Source organism: Enterorhabdus sp. P55 (assembly GCF_009911695.1).
GTDB lineage: Bacteria > Actinomycetota > Coriobacteriia > Coriobacteriales > Eggerthellaceae > Enterorhabdus.
Genome location: NZ_QWKK01000056.1, coordinates 1 through 14,773, shown reverse-complemented (window position 1 = coordinate 14,773; position 14,773 = coordinate 1). Strand labels below are relative to the sequence as shown.

The 14,773-nt window shown below is 54.6% G+C and carries 15 protein-coding genes; 5 read left to right on the top strand and 10 right to left on the bottom strand.

The annotated features are described in order from the left end of the window. The 5 genes from D1643_RS06755 to D1643_RS06735 form a co-directional block, all read left to right on the top strand. On the top strand, positions 1-1,998 hold a 1,998-nt coding region (locus tag D1643_RS06755), incomplete at its 5' end, for a DUF4012 domain-containing protein (RefSeq protein WP_236643437.1). Between the two features lie 137 nt (positions 1,999-2,135). After that, positions 2,136-2,432: a hypothetical protein gene (locus tag D1643_RS06750; RefSeq protein ID WP_160709900.1), complete on the top strand. Its 297-nt coding sequence runs from the start codon at positions 2,136-2,138 to the stop codon at positions 2,430-2,432. Further along, positions 2,416-2,859 (top strand): PIN domain-containing protein, encoded by a 444-nt coding sequence (locus D1643_RS06745; RefSeq protein ID WP_160709899.1) that lies wholly within the window; start codon positions 2,416-2,418, stop codon positions 2,857-2,859. The genes D1643_RS06750 and D1643_RS06745 overlap by 17 nt, the downstream gene beginning before the upstream one ends. A gap of 50 nt (positions 2,860-2,909) precedes the next feature. Then, positions 2,910-3,806, top strand: coding sequence for a hypothetical protein (locus tag D1643_RS06740; protein ID WP_160709898.1), 897 nt, complete (start codon positions 2,910-2,912; stop codon positions 3,804-3,806). A gap of 354 nt (positions 3,807-4,160) precedes the next feature. Next, positions 4,161-5,066, top strand: coding sequence for a YhcH/YjgK/YiaL family protein (locus tag D1643_RS06735; protein WP_160709897.1), 906 nt, complete (start codon positions 4,161-4,163; stop codon positions 5,064-5,066). Positions 5,067-5,112: 46 nt separating this feature from the next. Here D1643_RS06735 and D1643_RS06730 read toward each other — a convergent pair whose 3' ends face one another. The 10 genes from D1643_RS06730 to D1643_RS06685 form a co-directional block, all read right to left on the bottom strand. After that, the gene (locus D1643_RS06730) at positions 5,113-6,147 is read right to left on the bottom strand and encodes a thiamine pyrophosphate-binding protein (RefSeq protein WP_236643436.1); all 1,035 of its coding nucleotides are present in this window, start codon (positions 6,145-6,147) and stop codon (positions 5,113-5,115) included. A gap of 28 nt (positions 6,148-6,175) precedes the next feature. Then, a complete protein-coding gene (locus tag D1643_RS06725; RefSeq protein ID WP_160709895.1) occupies positions 6,176-6,709 on the bottom strand; it encodes a thiamine pyrophosphate-binding protein in 534 nt (177 codons plus the stop codon). A gap of 1 nt (position 6,710) precedes the next feature. Continuing rightward, positions 6,711-7,751 carry a hypothetical protein gene (locus tag D1643_RS06720; protein ID WP_160709894.1) on the bottom strand — a complete coding sequence of 347 codons (1,041 nt, stop codon included), beginning with the start codon at positions 7,749-7,751 and terminating at the stop codon, positions 6,711-6,713. Continuing rightward, on the bottom strand, positions 7,748-8,413 hold the full coding sequence (locus D1643_RS06715) for a cytidylyltransferase domain-containing protein (RefSeq protein ID WP_160709893.1): 666 nt from the start codon (positions 8,411-8,413) through the stop codon (positions 7,748-7,750). Before D1643_RS06715 ends, D1643_RS06720 begins: the two co-directional genes overlap by 4 nt. A 102-nt stretch (positions 8,414-8,515) precedes the next feature. After that, on the bottom strand, positions 8,516-9,907 hold the full coding sequence (locus D1643_RS06710; protein WP_160709892.1) for a lipopolysaccharide biosynthesis protein: 1,392 nt from the start codon (positions 9,905-9,907) through the stop codon (positions 8,516-8,518). A gap of 24 nt (positions 9,908-9,931) precedes the next feature. Next, the gene (locus tag D1643_RS06705; protein WP_160709891.1) at positions 9,932-11,029 is read right to left on the bottom strand and encodes a hypothetical protein; all 1,098 of its coding nucleotides are present in this window, start codon (positions 11,027-11,029) and stop codon (positions 9,932-9,934) included. Further along, positions 11,026-12,246, bottom strand: coding sequence for a hypothetical protein (locus D1643_RS06700; RefSeq protein WP_160709890.1), 1,221 nt, complete (start codon positions 12,244-12,246; stop codon positions 11,026-11,028). The genes D1643_RS06705 and D1643_RS06700 overlap by 4 nt, the downstream gene beginning before the upstream one ends. Positions 12,247-12,306: 60 nt before the next feature. Next, positions 12,307-13,404, bottom strand: coding sequence for a glycosyltransferase (locus D1643_RS06695; RefSeq protein WP_160709889.1), 1,098 nt, complete (start codon positions 13,402-13,404; stop codon positions 12,307-12,309). Continuing rightward, a complete protein-coding gene (locus D1643_RS06690; protein ID WP_160709888.1) occupies positions 13,405-14,403 on the bottom strand; it encodes a glycosyltransferase in 999 nt (332 codons plus the stop codon). Between the two features lie 171 nt (positions 14,404-14,574). Next, a partial coding sequence (locus D1643_RS06685) for a serine O-acetyltransferase (protein ID WP_305038652.1) occupies positions 14,575-14,773 on the bottom strand: 199 nt, incomplete at its 5' end.

The window sequence follows — 14,773 nt, the reverse complement described above, 5'->3', positions numbered from 1 at the left end:
GCACAGCCCCGCGGGCAGCGAGCCGCTGGCGCCGGCAGGCAGCATCCGCAGCGCCCCGCTGCGCAAAGCCAGCCCGCCGCCCGGCCTTCCGCCCGCGGCGGTCGTCGCTCCGGCGTCAACGTCCCACGCGGGCAGCGCCCCGGCGCCAGCCCCGCCGGCATGGCACCCGTCGGTCAGCGGGGCCAGAGCGGCTTCACCGGCTTCGGCAACTACCAGGAGATGATGGCGCCGCCCGCCAAGAAGCGACGTCGCAAGTGGCCCTTCGTCGTCCTGGGCGTCATCGTGCTGCTGGCGGTAGCTGTGGGCGTGTCCGGCTTCACCATGCTCAACTCCGCCAAGACCCTCAAGGCCCAGGCCAACACCGTGATGACCAGCGTCTCGGGCATCAAGGACCAGATCGTCGGCGGCGACTACGCCGGCGCCGCGGCGGCCGCGAAGAAGATTGACGACACCGCCAGCGCCATGCAGTCAGAAATGGACGGGCCACTGTGGGGCCTTGCGTCCGCGCTGCCCGTGGTGGGGCCCGACATCCAGAACGTGCGCACGGTGGTGGCCACGCTGAAGGACGCATCTTCCAACGCGCTCATGCCGCTGACCAGCGCGCTTGAGGCCAACCCGCCCTCGGCCCTCATCACGTCGGAAGGCGCCATCAACGTAGCCGCATTGGGCCTGCTGCTCGACTCGCTGCAGCAGGCAGCGCCGGTGATGCAGCGCTGTACCGACTCGCTCTCCAACATGACCCCCATGAACATCGAGCAGCTTGAAGCCGTCATGGGCCCCGCGCGTGAGAAGATCGTCGGCATCAACGACACCTTCCAACAGGCCAATGCCTTCGCGCCGCTCGTAGGCACGCTGCTGGGCGTCGACGGCGAGCGCACGTACCTCATCGCCGCCCAGAATTCCGCCGAGATCCGCTCGAGCGGCGGCTTCCCCGGTTCCATGGGCACGCTCAAGATCAACAACGGCGCCATCTCGCTCGACGACTTCGCCACCGTCTACGACATGCTTACTGATACCACGCCGTCATCTGTCCAGTTCACCGAGGCAGAGGTGGCCCTGTTCGGCAATTGGATGACCGTGCCGCGCGACGCCGGGTTCGACCCCGACTTCCCCACCGTGGCCAACATCTGGGCCACGTCCTACACAGCGCGCACGGGCAATTCCGTAGACGGCGTCATCGGCATCACGCCGTGCGTCGTGCAGAAGATCCTGGCTATCACCGGGCCCATCAAGCTCTCCAACGGCACCGAGCTCAACGGCCAGAACGCCACGAAGGTGCTGCAGCATGATCTGTATTGGAAGTATCTGAGCGGCACGCCGACGGAAAGCGGCAACCAGATCTGCGACGCCCTGTTTGCCGAAGCAGCTGACCTCTCGTTCAAGAACCTCATTGGCAACATGAACTCCGAGACGCTCATGAAGTTCGCCACCCTCATGATGGAGTGCATGCAGAGCCGCGAGACCATGCTGTGGCTCACCAGCGAGACAGATCAGGTCACCATCCAGGAGATCGGCTGGTCGGGCTCGCTCGACACCACACCGGAGACCCCGGCAGTGGGCGTGTTCTTCAACCTGTGGATCGGCTCCAAGCTGGGCTGGTACCTCGATCTGAACAGCGAGATCCTCGGCAAAACGGCCAACGCCGACGGCACGGTGTCTTATGAGGTCAAGACCACCTTCACCAACACGGCCACCCAGCAAGAGGTCTACGACGGCGGCCCCTACATCATGGGCAAGCTCGACGGCTTCCAGAGTGGCGACATGATCCCGCAGATCTACCTCTACGCCCCGGCTGGCGGCACCATCACCAACCTAGTGGCCAGCGACGGCTCCACCCTCTCATCAACCACCCAGGACGGCCTGGAGGCCTACCTCTGGTTCCGCCCGAGCCTGCTGCCGTCAAAGAGCATCACCCTCACCTACACGGTGACGACCGCTCCCAACCCCGAGGAGGAATTGGCGTTCTACCATATGCCTACGCTTACGGCGTACCGGTAAGCGCAGCTAAGCACCCAAGACAAGGGCCCCGCATCGCACCAAGCGATGCGGGGCCCTTGTCGTTCGGCAACATTAACACCACTCGCCCTACAGATACCTTTAATGTAATATGTAATACATCAAAGAAAGGAGGCTCAATGAACAGCTCTCTGATCAGCGCCCGCGTCCCCGTCGCAAAGCGCGAGGCCGCACAGGGAATGCTCACCGCCATCGGTGCAACAACGTCAGATCTCGTGAACAGCGCCTTCGACTACCTGCTTGCCACCAAGCACCTTCCCCAAGCGGAAGACCCCGAGAGATGTTCTGCGACAGCCTTCGCCCAGTTCGTCGAGGAGAGCACCTTTGACATTCCTTGGGAGGACGCAGGAGCTTGCGGCGATTACCGCGAGCTCATCTGCGAAGGGAAGCGCCTGCGCTATGAATCTCTTGCTTGATACCAACGTCTTCATCGACTATCTGGGACGTAAGCAGCCGTTTTTCGAAGATGCCCGCAATATCGTCGCCGCCGGATTCTTCGGTGATACCAAGCTCTGGGTACCCGCTCAATCGGCAACCGACGCCTTCTATGTACTGAGCCGCTACGTCACTGCGGAAAAGCTGCAGGAGTCCCTCTTGCGAGCCTTCGACATCATTGAGCCCGTATCCCTTAGCGCGGACGACCTGCGACGAGCCGCAAGGCTCAGGTGGGATGACTACGAGGATTGCCTCATAGCGCTAGCGGCCGACAAGGCCCACGCCGACTACCTCATTACGCGTGACGCAAGAGGATTCAGCCGCTCCCCTGTTCCCGCCCTTTCGCCTCCCGACTGGCTCGGACTTATGAGGGAATCGGGGCTCGTCTACGACGAGGTGGAAATTTAGGCAATCACGCTCGCCGGAAAGCCTCTGCCGCATAGAAGGAGCTGCCAATCTTGAAGTCTCCCTTGAGAAAACAGTGGGTGCGAAACGTTTTGCTTGGCGCTCTGTTCTTTGCGCTCATGGCCGCTCCCATACTCATCATCACGCCGATATTCCAAGCACATAGCGACCTCTCGCTGAGCGACACCATTGCCCTGGGAGCACTGGTCGTAGCGCTTTACACGCTTATCATCACAGCGCTCATTGCCATCATCGTCTACGGACTTCAGCGCGGCGACGCCATCGAAGACCGAAATAACAAAGTGGCGTCCACCCGCACAGCGACGCGACTCTCACTTGAGTCAGCGTTCATGGGCCTCATCCTCTGCGTGCCCAACCAGCGCCGAAAGGGCGCCGGCTACAACTTGAACGACATCGTGAGCAGTCACGTCAACGAACTCGGCATGATCCTCAGCCCCAGCAGCCTCTCACTCCTGAACGAGATAGCTGAACTCACCTGCGCCTTCAAAGCCGACGATGAACTTTACGACACCGAGCTCCCGCGCGAGGCCGGCTTGTTGCTCCGCGACTGGCTGCAGCCCATCGCCTTCAGCCGCTACGCCTACCTCCTCGCAGAGGCGAGCGACCTCGCGCTCCTCCTCAACGAGGAGGCGTTTAACCTAGTAAGGGAGCTTCGTAGCGAGGAACGCACCGACACCTTCTTCGAGCCCGCCCTCTCAATCATCGACGACAAAGCCGGGAGACCCCTCTTGTCGCACAACAGCACGACTGGCACCTACGGGGTTTTCCAAGACGGCCGTCTTGTCTGGGAAGGCAGATTAGAGCCAACTGACTGGGGCGACTACGAGCCTGTCAGCGGCCGCATCGATAACACCAATACGCTAGGACACTCAAAGAAGATCGGGAGAAACGAGACATCCGAGAACAAGGCTTCTAGCATTTCTGCATAGGTAAAACAAGTAACATCCGCATCATCCTCGACAAATCTTTGCCGAGGACATCAATGCTTCTTCCGCTAATTGAAGGGCAAAACCCACCTACCAGTATTCCCCGCAGCCAGATCTCAAGCAATGTCCCATCGAATATTTATCCAAGAGACTGCCGTCCTTTGCGAGAACTTCGAAGACACGCCTCTTCGCCGCACGCTCTGCCAGCTATGCAGACCAATGAACAACAAGCACCATGCCGACAGGCAAAAGTAGGATGCCTCGGTTCTCGTGCCACAGACTATAATCATCGTGCTGGGAGCATCAGAATTAGAACTGCAGCACCAACATGGCCAGAATGAACGCAAGGAGAGTATCATGACGCCTCACATCAAATACTTCGTCACCGACATAGACGGCACACTGACCGATGGAAAAGTCTACATGGGGCCGAGCGGCGAAGCCATGAAGGCGTTTTCCATCAAGGACGGATACGCTCTCAGCTTCCTGCTCAAAGAGGCCGACATCGAACCCGTAGTGATCACTGGCAGAACTAGCGCAATAGTCGAGGGCCGCTGCCGTGAGCTGGGGATCGCCAGCGTCTCACAGGGCGTGACGGACAAGCTCCCTAAACTAGTGGAGGTCGTCGGTGAAGACTGCTTGGGTGAATGCGCCTATTTCGGCGACGATGTGCTAGACCTGGCCTGCATGGCTGCCGTCTCGCAAGCTGGAGGGATCGTCGGGTGCCCAGCAGACGCCGTCCGCGAGGTCAGAGCGGCCGCCGACTACGTCTGCAACCAAGATGCCGGCGACGGCGCCGGCCGTGAGTTCATCGAATGGCTGCTCGCTCCGCGCGTCGATGAGAATGAGGTGCGCTCACGGATCCGGCAAGCCGTCGAGCACATGGAGCAGATGCTCGCGTCGAACCCGGAAGACGGAGTTTACGAGACGAACGACTGGCTGACCGTGACCGTGAAACGCGTCAGCACCGACTACGCGGCTAACCGGAAGCTCGAGTCCCACAGGAAACATGTCGACATTCAGTGGATCATTGAAGGCGAGGAGGCCATCGACATCGCGAGTGTCTCCTCCTTGTCGCTCGAGACACCCTACGATCCGAAGGAAGACGTGGCCTTCTGGGAGCGGAAGGCCAGCATGACAAGGGTGGTGCTAAGGGAGGGCAGCTACGTAGTCCTCTACCCCAAAGATGCCCACATGCCCTGCATCGCCGTCTCCGAGCCCGCCGCCATCCGGGTCGCCATAGGAAAGGTGAGGGTGGGATAGCGAAGGCGACGCGGTCGGGAGCGAGCCCCGCCATCGGCTGCCCAGGCTATCCCAGCAGCTCTTCGACGCGCGCAACGAGCCCCTCGTCGAGCTGGGGCTCTATCGATCCGGAGCCCCAGGATATCTTGGGAACCAGCGGTGTCAGCCCCGGCAGCGAGATGCTTATGAGGCAGGCCTGATCATCGTCCAGCCACTGCTTGTGCTCAGGCAGTTCCTCGTAGGACCCGAGCGCCGCCGCCTTGATGCCGTAGGCCTCCGCCACCCTCGCAAAATCCGGCGTCGTATACCCGCTATCGGCAGTCGTCTGAGCGAAGCGATCGTCGTAGGAGCCATGCTGGGTCTCACTGATCTTTCCCAGCTCTCGATTGTCCAAAACGATCATCTTGATCGGAAGGCCCTCACGCTTGACGGTCTCAAGCTCCTGAATGTTCATCTGCATGCCGCCGTCGCCGATGATGGCGAACACCTTCCCGCCGCCGGTCGCGATGGAGGCCCCTATGGCGATGGGCAGCGCGCAGCCCATGCCGCCGAAGCCGCCGTTGACAAAGACACGCCCCTCACTTCCCCTCAGATGCAGGGATTGGGCGCTCCAACACATGTGCTGCCCCACGTCGACAGCAACAACGGGATCCACGGGCAGCAGGGACGATATCTCCCTTATCACCAGGTTGCCGATCGAGACGTCCTCTCCCTCTAGCAGCCTGGCAGCCTCGAGACATCTGCTCCTCCAATCGGTGTAGCGCGGGACATCCTCCTCAAGCAGGGCCCCCATAAACCGTTTTGCGTCCACCAGGTGCTTCTCTTCGCCGTCCTTGATGCATCGCGCAAGCTCGTACTGGTCGATATCGCAGCGAATGAGCTCAGCCTTCGGGGCGAAGAAGTCCATGTTGGAGCCTATCTGGCGAAGTCCGAGCCTGGCCCCGACGGAGATCACCAGATCGCACTCGTTCAGGATCATGTTGGCAATCCGGTTTCCGTGCGTTCCGATAAACCCGATATGCAGGTCGTCCTGCGCAAGGTCGACGGCATTCATGGTGGTCAGAACCGGGATGTCCGTCTTCTCGGCGAATTCCCTAATCATGTCGGCGCATCCGGACTGACGCGCTCCGTTACCTACCAGCAATACTGGTTTTCTGGATGTTGTACGGAAAATCAATCACCACACCTCCTCTGCGGCCGATCATCGCAAGGTCATAGGCTCGGGCGACAATCTCGGGAAAGCTGTCAGCGCTGCTGGGCGTCACCGAGTACTTGGTGATGTGCTTCGTCATGGAGACGATGTCCATTTCCTGGAAACCGTTTTGACGCACACCCGAGTACCCGCGCTGCTCATAGGTGGAAACATTCCCGCATATCCCCAGCAGCGGAACGCCATCGAACCACGCGTCGGCGAGACCGGGGAACGCGTTCACGGCGCCCGGCCCCGACGTCGTAAAGTAGACTCCCAACTCGCCCTTCATACGCGCATACCCGTCCGCGGCATAGGAGCAGCCCTGCTCGTTGTAGCAGACGTGGGTCTTGATCTGGTCTTGCCTGCTATAAAGGGCGTCCATGAAGGGGACTATGTATCCCCCTGCGTAGCCGAAGACGTCGGTCACCCCCTTTCTCACCAGGAAGTCGACCAGGTACTCAGCGCAGTTCATGCTACTCACCTCCATTAGCTCCCATCTCTTCGATAGCTGCGTCAAGCAGCGAGAAGTCCGATTTCGAATACCCCGAGCCGTAGCGCTTGCGCTGCGGCGGCTCGAGCGCGGCGATCACCTCGTACTGCCTCCTGGACGAGCGCTCGCCCAGCTCCCTCATATGGAAGACGTTGTCCACGTGCGCGCCCAAGGTTCCGCATGCCAGCATGGGCAGGTCATATCCCCAGCGCACCTTGCCATCCAGAGGGGCAACGTATTCGTCGATGGTATCGAGCAGAACGCCCAGGTCGTAGTGGGCGTCATACCTCTCGTTCAAGAACGATGCGATCACCTCCGTGGCGGCATTGCCGGCGCCACGGCCCATCCCGTACAGAGAGGAGTCCACGACGATGTCTCTGTCAGCCGCGGCCGCCAGGTCGATCATCCTCTCGGCAAGCGCGTTGGACAGTTGGAGGTTGTTGTGGGAGTGGAGACCGATCCTGACGTCCCTGTCCAGCCCCTCGTCCATCTGGGAGAACACTTGGTCGAGATCATCCAGGTACATGGTTCCGAACGTATCGACTATGGAGAAGCAGTAGGGCTTGATGCGGTTGATCTCCTCCATCATCTGGGCACGTTCCTCGCGGTCGTAGGAGGGCGCGTCCATGGGGTTCGCGAAGACCTTGTATCCCTTCGCCTTGGCCCCTTCCACAAAGGCGAGCGCCTCGGCGCGCTCGTGCTTAGCGAAGGAGATCTTCAGGTACTCGAACGCTCCCCCATCGCAGTCGCCCAACAGGTCGAGGGAATACCTGCTGTTGTCGCAGAACCCCGTAAACCTGCTGGGCGACCCGGAGGGGGGCATGTGCCTGCCAGCCTCGACCTCGTTCACATAGACGACCGACTCACCGCCGACTACCTTTTGGAGGAACCCGATCTCTATGACATCGACACCCCCGGCCAGCAGGCCCGAAAAGACGCCCGACACATATCCGGACGAAGGGTTCTTGGCGAGGAGGTACCCGCCGTCTCGAATCGTGCAATCGTTGATCTGAACCTGCATCATAAACCGCCTTTCTCGCTGCTATATCGGTAAAGGGACTGAGCGACCGTCATGTCGAACTCCGTGTCAACGTCGCACCCCTCCTCAGGCCCGACCTCGACCAGGCAGGGACAGACACCGATCCTCCTGTCATATTTCTCGAAAACCCATCGCGGGAAGGCGAAGGCGCCCGACGTCTCGAGGTACAGGGGCTCCAGATCCTGCGTCCGGGGGAAATGATCGGGGTCGAAGTTGACCGGTCTCCTATCCGACCAGAGAAACGTCTGCAGCCGCTCGACCGTGAAGGCGGAGTCGTACTCGTTATCGTCGATCACGGCCCGCACGCACCTGTCTATGCTCTCCGGCCTCGTGAAGGGGGCGGTCGCGTGAGAGACGACGTAGACGTCGGCGTCAACGACCTTGATGAACTCGCGAATGATGTCGTTGCAGTTCGACGTATCCAGGTCGAGGTACTCGGGCCTCTTCAGGAACCGCACGCCGCCGATGAGGTAGTCCTTGATGGAGTCGTCGCTGCAGTACACGTAGACCTCATCAATCAGCTCGCTTTTGACCAGAGCCTCCTGGATGAAACCCACCAGCGTTCTCCCGTCGTGGAACGGGCGAATGTTCTTCCCCTTGACCCGCTCGCTCCCTAGCTTGATTGGTACCATTGCTACTGTTTTCATTTTTCTTCCTTGCTTTCCGCTCAAAATCGCCGTCCACCTTGCAAACCGTTTTCTCCACGCATTTCTATAGGAATATAAATTCAAAAATCATCTAAAAAATGGCTATTTTTTCGCTCTCTCAAGAGCGGCTGAGATGCAGATCCTCAGCCCTTGGCGATAATAGAAAAAGAGGCCAGCCAAGAGGAGGGACTCTATAGATACGCAAATCCCTATTGGCAGGTCGGAAATCATCACAATACCCTGAGCGCAAAGAACGCCGTATGTCGCGAGAGATTTTCTCATGTGAAAATTAATGCCAACATGCTTTCGTACCTTAATCCCCCGCCAGGCCCAATTAGTTAGACCGGCAAAGAGGCTCGCGAGAGCGGCTCCCTGAACTCCAAAAAGCGCCACGAGAACAACACCTAATGCGACGTTGACTATGCCGCCGAGCGCCGTCGACATCGCCATTGGTCTAGTATCGTAACTAGCCGCAAAAAAAGGACCCCACATTCCACTCATTGCATTGATCACAGCGTAGATCAACAGGAAAGGTACGTACTTCCACGCAGCATAGAATTCCCCTTGGAACAGCATTGATGAGATTAGAGGAGTTGCAGGAATCAAGATCGCGCAAAAAAGCACTAAGAGCATCTCCACTCTGTCGAACACCCCAAGCAGAAACCCATCTTGATCAGAGCTGTCGAAGTCCTTGATGACCGACACCTGCCAGGCCTGCATGAAAATACTAGCCACTGTCGTCATAATTGCGGGGATCCTATTGGCGACAGAATACAAACCGTTGGCCTCTAGCCCACAAAAGGCTAAAACTATGTAACGGCCTGAGGTGGTGATCATCCACCAGCCCACCACTGTCATTCCCAGCGGCACAGAATATCGGACCATTTTGATCAAAAGCTCGTGATCGCGCGCCGAGGCCACAGGGGGCCCAAATACAACCAACCTCATGCGGAGCAGCAGAAAAACAGCAGGTAAAAGCATTCCTACAATGTTTGCAACAAAGAAGCCCTCCAACCCACAGCCTAAAAAAGACAACAGTATAACGTTAAGGCAAACGATGACGACCGAGCTTAGAACACCCGCAACAGCAACATCCTTGAACCTCTCTAAGCCACGAGCGAGCAAAACCAATAGTTGGTAAAGAGCGCTTGACAAGTAAAGCGGTACAACGAAACCAATCCCTGACAAGCTTCTCCATGGGGCACCGGGCATAAACTGACCAGCCAATACAATTAGACCACTCGCAAGAGTAACGCCTATTCCCATACGAGCTATTCGCGGAATGTCGGCGTCTTTCTCAAGGGGAAATCTGAGCATAGCATCAGCAATATTCAGCGTCAAAACAGGTGTAAGCAGCGTGCAAGTGCTCAAAATAATGTCATAAGCCCCATACTCCTCCGTAGTTAAAACAGCCGTGTAGAGAGGGACAAGGAGAAAGGTCAATATCTTTGAGCTAAAGCTACCTATAGCAAGAATTCCAGTATTCTTGAGCAAATAAGACGCCTTAGACATGCAAAATCACCGCATCACTCCGAGCTGCTCAATCACTTCATCGAAGGACGCCGTTTTCACGCTACGGCAAATGCCGAAAGAGTGAAATCTTTCAAGCTTGTCGCTTATTTCGAGCCTTTTTTCCCGATAATTATGCCTTTCTTTCTCCGACAAGCTTCTCTCGTTTTGAACGAAGAACCCCCTTGCCGGCTTATCGATCAGGGAATTCGCCCCCAGCAAGGCACCCGATGTTTGGGATAAAAGCGTTCTATCCGAAAGATCCTCACATATTTGGCATATTTCCCAAGGAATCGGCGATCCGCGCATTACTCGCAAGCCATAATCCTCATAAACCGTCCGGTCATCTCGAGGATGCATCTTAACAAGAACGTTCTCGCGTCCCAGTTCTTCTGCAAGCGAAAGAACGAGAGGAGTTTCCCCCATGGGAAAACCATCCACATCGGATGAAGAAGCGAAAAAGATAAAAGGTTCGTCAAAGCTAAAGCGCTCGTACGAAAAAGCATGTTTAAGCGCAGCAACGAGCCTTTCTTGCCGTAATCCTATAGGAGGAATGGATATCCCCCGTAATCTTGAATCAATTATAAGCTCGGGAAAAAAACAGTAGAACACGCATGAGGGGAGACCGAGGCAGAAGCCTCCCTTCCACTTTCTATACTTATTTCCAATCCTCTGAGAAAACCCACCTTCCACTTGGACAGAATAGGACAGGAGACCTTCCTCCATTCGCGAAAAGACTGGGGTTTCTCCCTTTGCAAAAACCGTATCACACACTGCATACTCAAAATCGGAAATGCTATAAGAAACGATTTCGTCATACCCGCACTCAATCTCTAATATCCTTCTTTTTGACACGTGGCAATCTACGAAATCCCTTGCTTTCCGAAATAGCCCTTCTTTTGACGCGTAGAATTTCAACGTCTCCAGGTATAGAACATCGCGGAAGACTCTCGTATCTTGAAGCCTGTCCGCCACCTTCTTCGCACCTACCGAATGATCTGAAAGGATGACATCGACCTCATCTTCCTCAAACACTGTAAGAGCAAGCTGCATGGCTACTATAAGCTGATAGTACGTGTTGCAGATAAACAGAATCTTGCGGCTCATGCAAAGGCTTTCTCAGATAAACGAAATGAAAAGGGAGTACCAGAGGCTTTGCCTTGATTACCAGCAAACAGGGCCAAAGACCCGACAATGGCCACATACAGAAACTGGGATCCCATATAAATATCAATGTTGTCCGTAAAATACGAGACAAAGACCAGTACCGCAACAACGTAATAGCCAAAGGATACTTCCTCGCCAAAGCGGGATTGAAGCATACGAGGAAGAATCAGGAGGTAATACGAAATCCAAATCGTAAACCCTATAAACCCGATTTCAGCATAGTACTTCAATATATCGCTGTGCACTCCCCCCACTTTCATATAAGAAAGCTGGGTAACGAATATTTTTGATACCGCATTTAATCCTAAACCCGGGAAGAGAGGATCTAGTGATGTTCGATCGACAATCTCGAAATAGTAGTACGACCTTCCCATGGTATTGACGCCCAATAAATCCATGAGGCTAAAAAAGGATCCCTCGTAAAGCCCGTAGATGAAAACCCAGCAGGCTGCAAACAGAAGAAACCCGGCACAGAAGCTGGCACGCGCTCTGATCTGGGGATTCAATCCTTTACAGAAGAAAAAGAAGAGCAGGGCAGTCGCCACCGCCATAAGAAGTATTCGCTTATAGCCAAACAAGAACATAACCACGCATAGTGAGGACTTGAGAGTTCGGTTTTTTTCAAGGGGGGCAAGACATAGATAGTAGACAAGGAGAAAGCTTGTCGTAAACGTAAACTGGGAGTTTTCGAAAGGATTGCTCTGCATTGAATTTACAATAGAGGCGAATGGCGCGGCCAGACATCCCATTCCGTTTTTAAAACAAGTAACGATAACTACAGCAAGAAAAGACCATGCGCATGCATAGAAAACGTAATCTACCGTCTTTTGTCTAAACAAATAGAGCGCACATAGTGGAAGCAATGCGGAAGTGATCTGAATTAAGCCAGGCGACATGAGCTCCCTATCTGCGACGCCTAAAAGAAAGAGAGATATTCCATACAACCAAATTAGCAATTTCGGGCAGAAAAAAGCTTTCACCAAAAAACGGAAATCATTATTCTTGGTTTTCCGAGAAAGATGCTTGCGAGCAAAAGAACCTCCTGCAAAAACTATCCAAAAGATAGTTATAGCCTGCTCGACAACATGAGGCATATATACATCATCGATTTGGGGATTTAGCGCGATCCCCATCGATAAGACAAAGAGCATACCCAAGTAATCTCTTTTTCCGAAAGAGTAGACTAGCCTATGATCGCAAGTCGTCACTGTCGTATATCACTTACCGAAATGAGATCTTAAATCAGCCAAAAATAGCATCGTACGAGGGCTTTGAGTCTTTAATGACCAGAAAAAAGCTTGCTGGGCCAGAGGCAGCTTCCACCACGGATAGCGCCTCAACGCCCCAGCTACCCGAGAATTAGAGGAGAGTTCCTTGACAATAGCCAGTTTTCTATCCTTTGGCTCAGAAGAGCTAGCAATAAGCTTCACCAAGCCTCGCGTCCCATCTAGTATTTGTCGACTGACACGAGTTTGACACTCGCCTCGCATCTCCGCTTCTTCTTTTTTTACCCTAATAGACAAAGCGTCAAAAAGATTGAGGAAGGCGGCTATAGTCTCCTTGGTAAAGCCATTCGTCAACGAAGCCTGTCCGTCTTTTCTATAGTTATAAAAGATGTCGGGCAAGACGACTATTTTCTTGGCCGCACAACATACGTCGGTATTGAAAAGCATATCCTCACTTTGTATATTCGGAAAGCGAATCCCTTCGTCATCTATAAGACTTCGCTTGTATATAGCGCAGCAAACCGACATGGGGGCAGCCTCTTCTTTTGCACGCGAGGGGGATGCACCATAAAATGACTTCCTAAAATTAAAGATGTCTTCTTTCGTCTCTAAAACCTTTTCCTCCTCACTATGCCTTTTTTCCAATAGAGTATTGCCATTGGATACCAGCCTTAATCCGGAAAAGCAGATGTCGGCTTCGTATTTCACAACAGCTTGGAACATCCGCTCAAGCATATCCTCGTCAACCCAATCATCTGAATCGACAAATCCAACATATCGTCCCTGCGCTCGATCAAGTCCTGTATTTCTTGCAGGACCCAAACCTCCATTCTCCCTGTCCACGATACGAATCCGAGGATCTGTTCGGCAATATCTCTCACCAATATCTCTGCAGTGATCCGGCGACCCATCATTTATCAAGAGGATTTCTACGTCACGAAACGTCTGACTTCTCAGCGATTCGATACACTTCTCCAGAAAAAGCTCCGTTTTATACATTGGAACAATGACGGAGATTTCTGGGCTGGATCTTTCGTCTTCCCTCTTTCCACTCTCCACTTCTTGGCTAAAAGCTTTATTCGGCTTCATCTAACTCTGCTTCCCTTTTTGAAAAACCTGAAAACAACATTCATACAAAGAAGGCGAAATGATCATGAGAAGAGCTCTCATCTTTATCCGAGAAGGAACCCCCCTCTTTACGACCAAGGACGGCATCGAGCCTCGAACAAAGCTCCGTGCATACTCAAAAAAAAGTCGACAATCGTCGTCTGGAGAATCGACCTCTTTATACATGCGCCAAGCCCTTGTGTATTCGGAAACTCTGCGAGCCAGAGAGGCGTCACAACAATCAGCCGCACATCTTTCCTCAACAAAACTACAGCAAGACTCAATGGCCAATTTGCAATCCAAGAATTGCTTGGTGCTTATCTTTTTTTGCCGAGTTATTGATCCCAATCTGAAAACCTGGCCGTAGAGCGCATCGCTAAGTACAGCGACACGATCTGCCTCGTAAAGCACTTGAGCCATAACGGAAAGGTCTTCGTACACGCGTCCTTCAGGAAATGGGTGCCGCTCCCATATTTCCTTTTTCGCAAGTTTACCGCATGCCATCTCGGTAAGACCATCGGACACCAGCATCCGCCTCAAAGCCTCCTCGGAAGACAGGGCTTCGATCTTTCCCCCAGATGAAGCAATCGGTACTGGTGCGCCATCTGCTAACTGGACTGCCTGTACAACAGAAATATCGGCATCATTGTCAATGAGTGCCCGCAAAAGCATCTCTAGATACGAAGAGGCGACGACATCGTCTCCGTCAACGAAGGTTACGTAGCTTCCTGCTGCGAGGGCAAGAGCAAAATTTCGAGCTGAGGACAGCCCGCCATTCTCTTTGCGGACAACTCTAACCCGACCATCCTTCTCCTTTATATGGCTGCAAATGAGCCCGGACCGATCCGTTGATCCATCATCAACAAGGATCAGCTCGAATTCATCATAAGTCTGGGCAAGCAGGCTATCTACACATCTGTCAACATAGTTCTCGATGTTGTAAACCGGAACAATAACTGACACCAGCGGTTTGTCTTTCACAAAGCACCTGCTTGCTCGCATCTCAAGTCGGCATTTATGGCAGGATCAACTGGTACTACCGAGGACTCAATCCCATGAGGTAAGCAATGCGTTACCAGAGATTCGACAAATCTCTCTACTCCGCCGCGACTCCACTTTTTTACAACGTGTAACACCTTTGTCATTTCAAATCTATTGAACAATTCTTGCCGGAACGCCAACCGCAGTTGCGCCGCCTGGAACGTCCTTGAGGACGACCGCATTTGCCCCCACCTTCGCCCCATCGCCAACGTAAACGGGGCCTAACACCTTGGCGCCAGCGCCAATGAAGACGTTCTTGCCAAGACGGGGAGCAGCCAATGGGTCTTCTGTAACGCCAAGCGTTACTTGC

Coding starts and splice junctions, on each gene's coding strand:
- D1643_RS06750 (WP_160709900.1), top strand. CDS start 2,136: ATGAACAGCTCTCTGATCAGCGCCCGCGTCCCCGTCGCAAAGCGCGAG.
- D1643_RS06745 (WP_160709899.1), top strand. CDS start 2,416: ATGAATCTCTTGCTTGATACCAACGTCTTCATCGACTATCTGGGACGT.
- D1643_RS06735 (WP_160709897.1), top strand. CDS start 4,161: ATGACGCCTCACATCAAATACTTCGTCACCGACATAGACGGCACACTG.
- D1643_RS06730 (WP_236643436.1), bottom strand. CDS start 6,147: ATGATTAGGGAATTCGCCGAGAAGACGGACATCCCGGTTCTGACCACC.
- D1643_RS06725 (WP_160709895.1), bottom strand. CDS start 6,709: ATGAACTGCGCTGAGTACCTGGTCGACTTCCTGGTGAGAAAGGGGGTG.
- D1643_RS06720 (WP_160709894.1), bottom strand. CDS start 7,751: ATGATGCAGGTTCAGATCAACGATTGCACGATTCGAGACGGCGGGTAC.
- D1643_RS06715 (WP_160709893.1), bottom strand. CDS start 8,413: ATGAAAACAGTAGCAATGGTACCAATCAAGCTAGGGAGCGAGCGGGTC.
- D1643_RS06705 (WP_160709891.1), bottom strand. CDS start 11,029: ATGAGCCGCAAGATTCTGTTTATCTGCAACACGTACTATCAGCTTATA.
- D1643_RS06695 (WP_160709889.1), bottom strand. CDS start 13,404: ATGAAGCCGAATAAAGCTTTTAGCCAAGAAGTGGAGAGTGGAAAGAGG.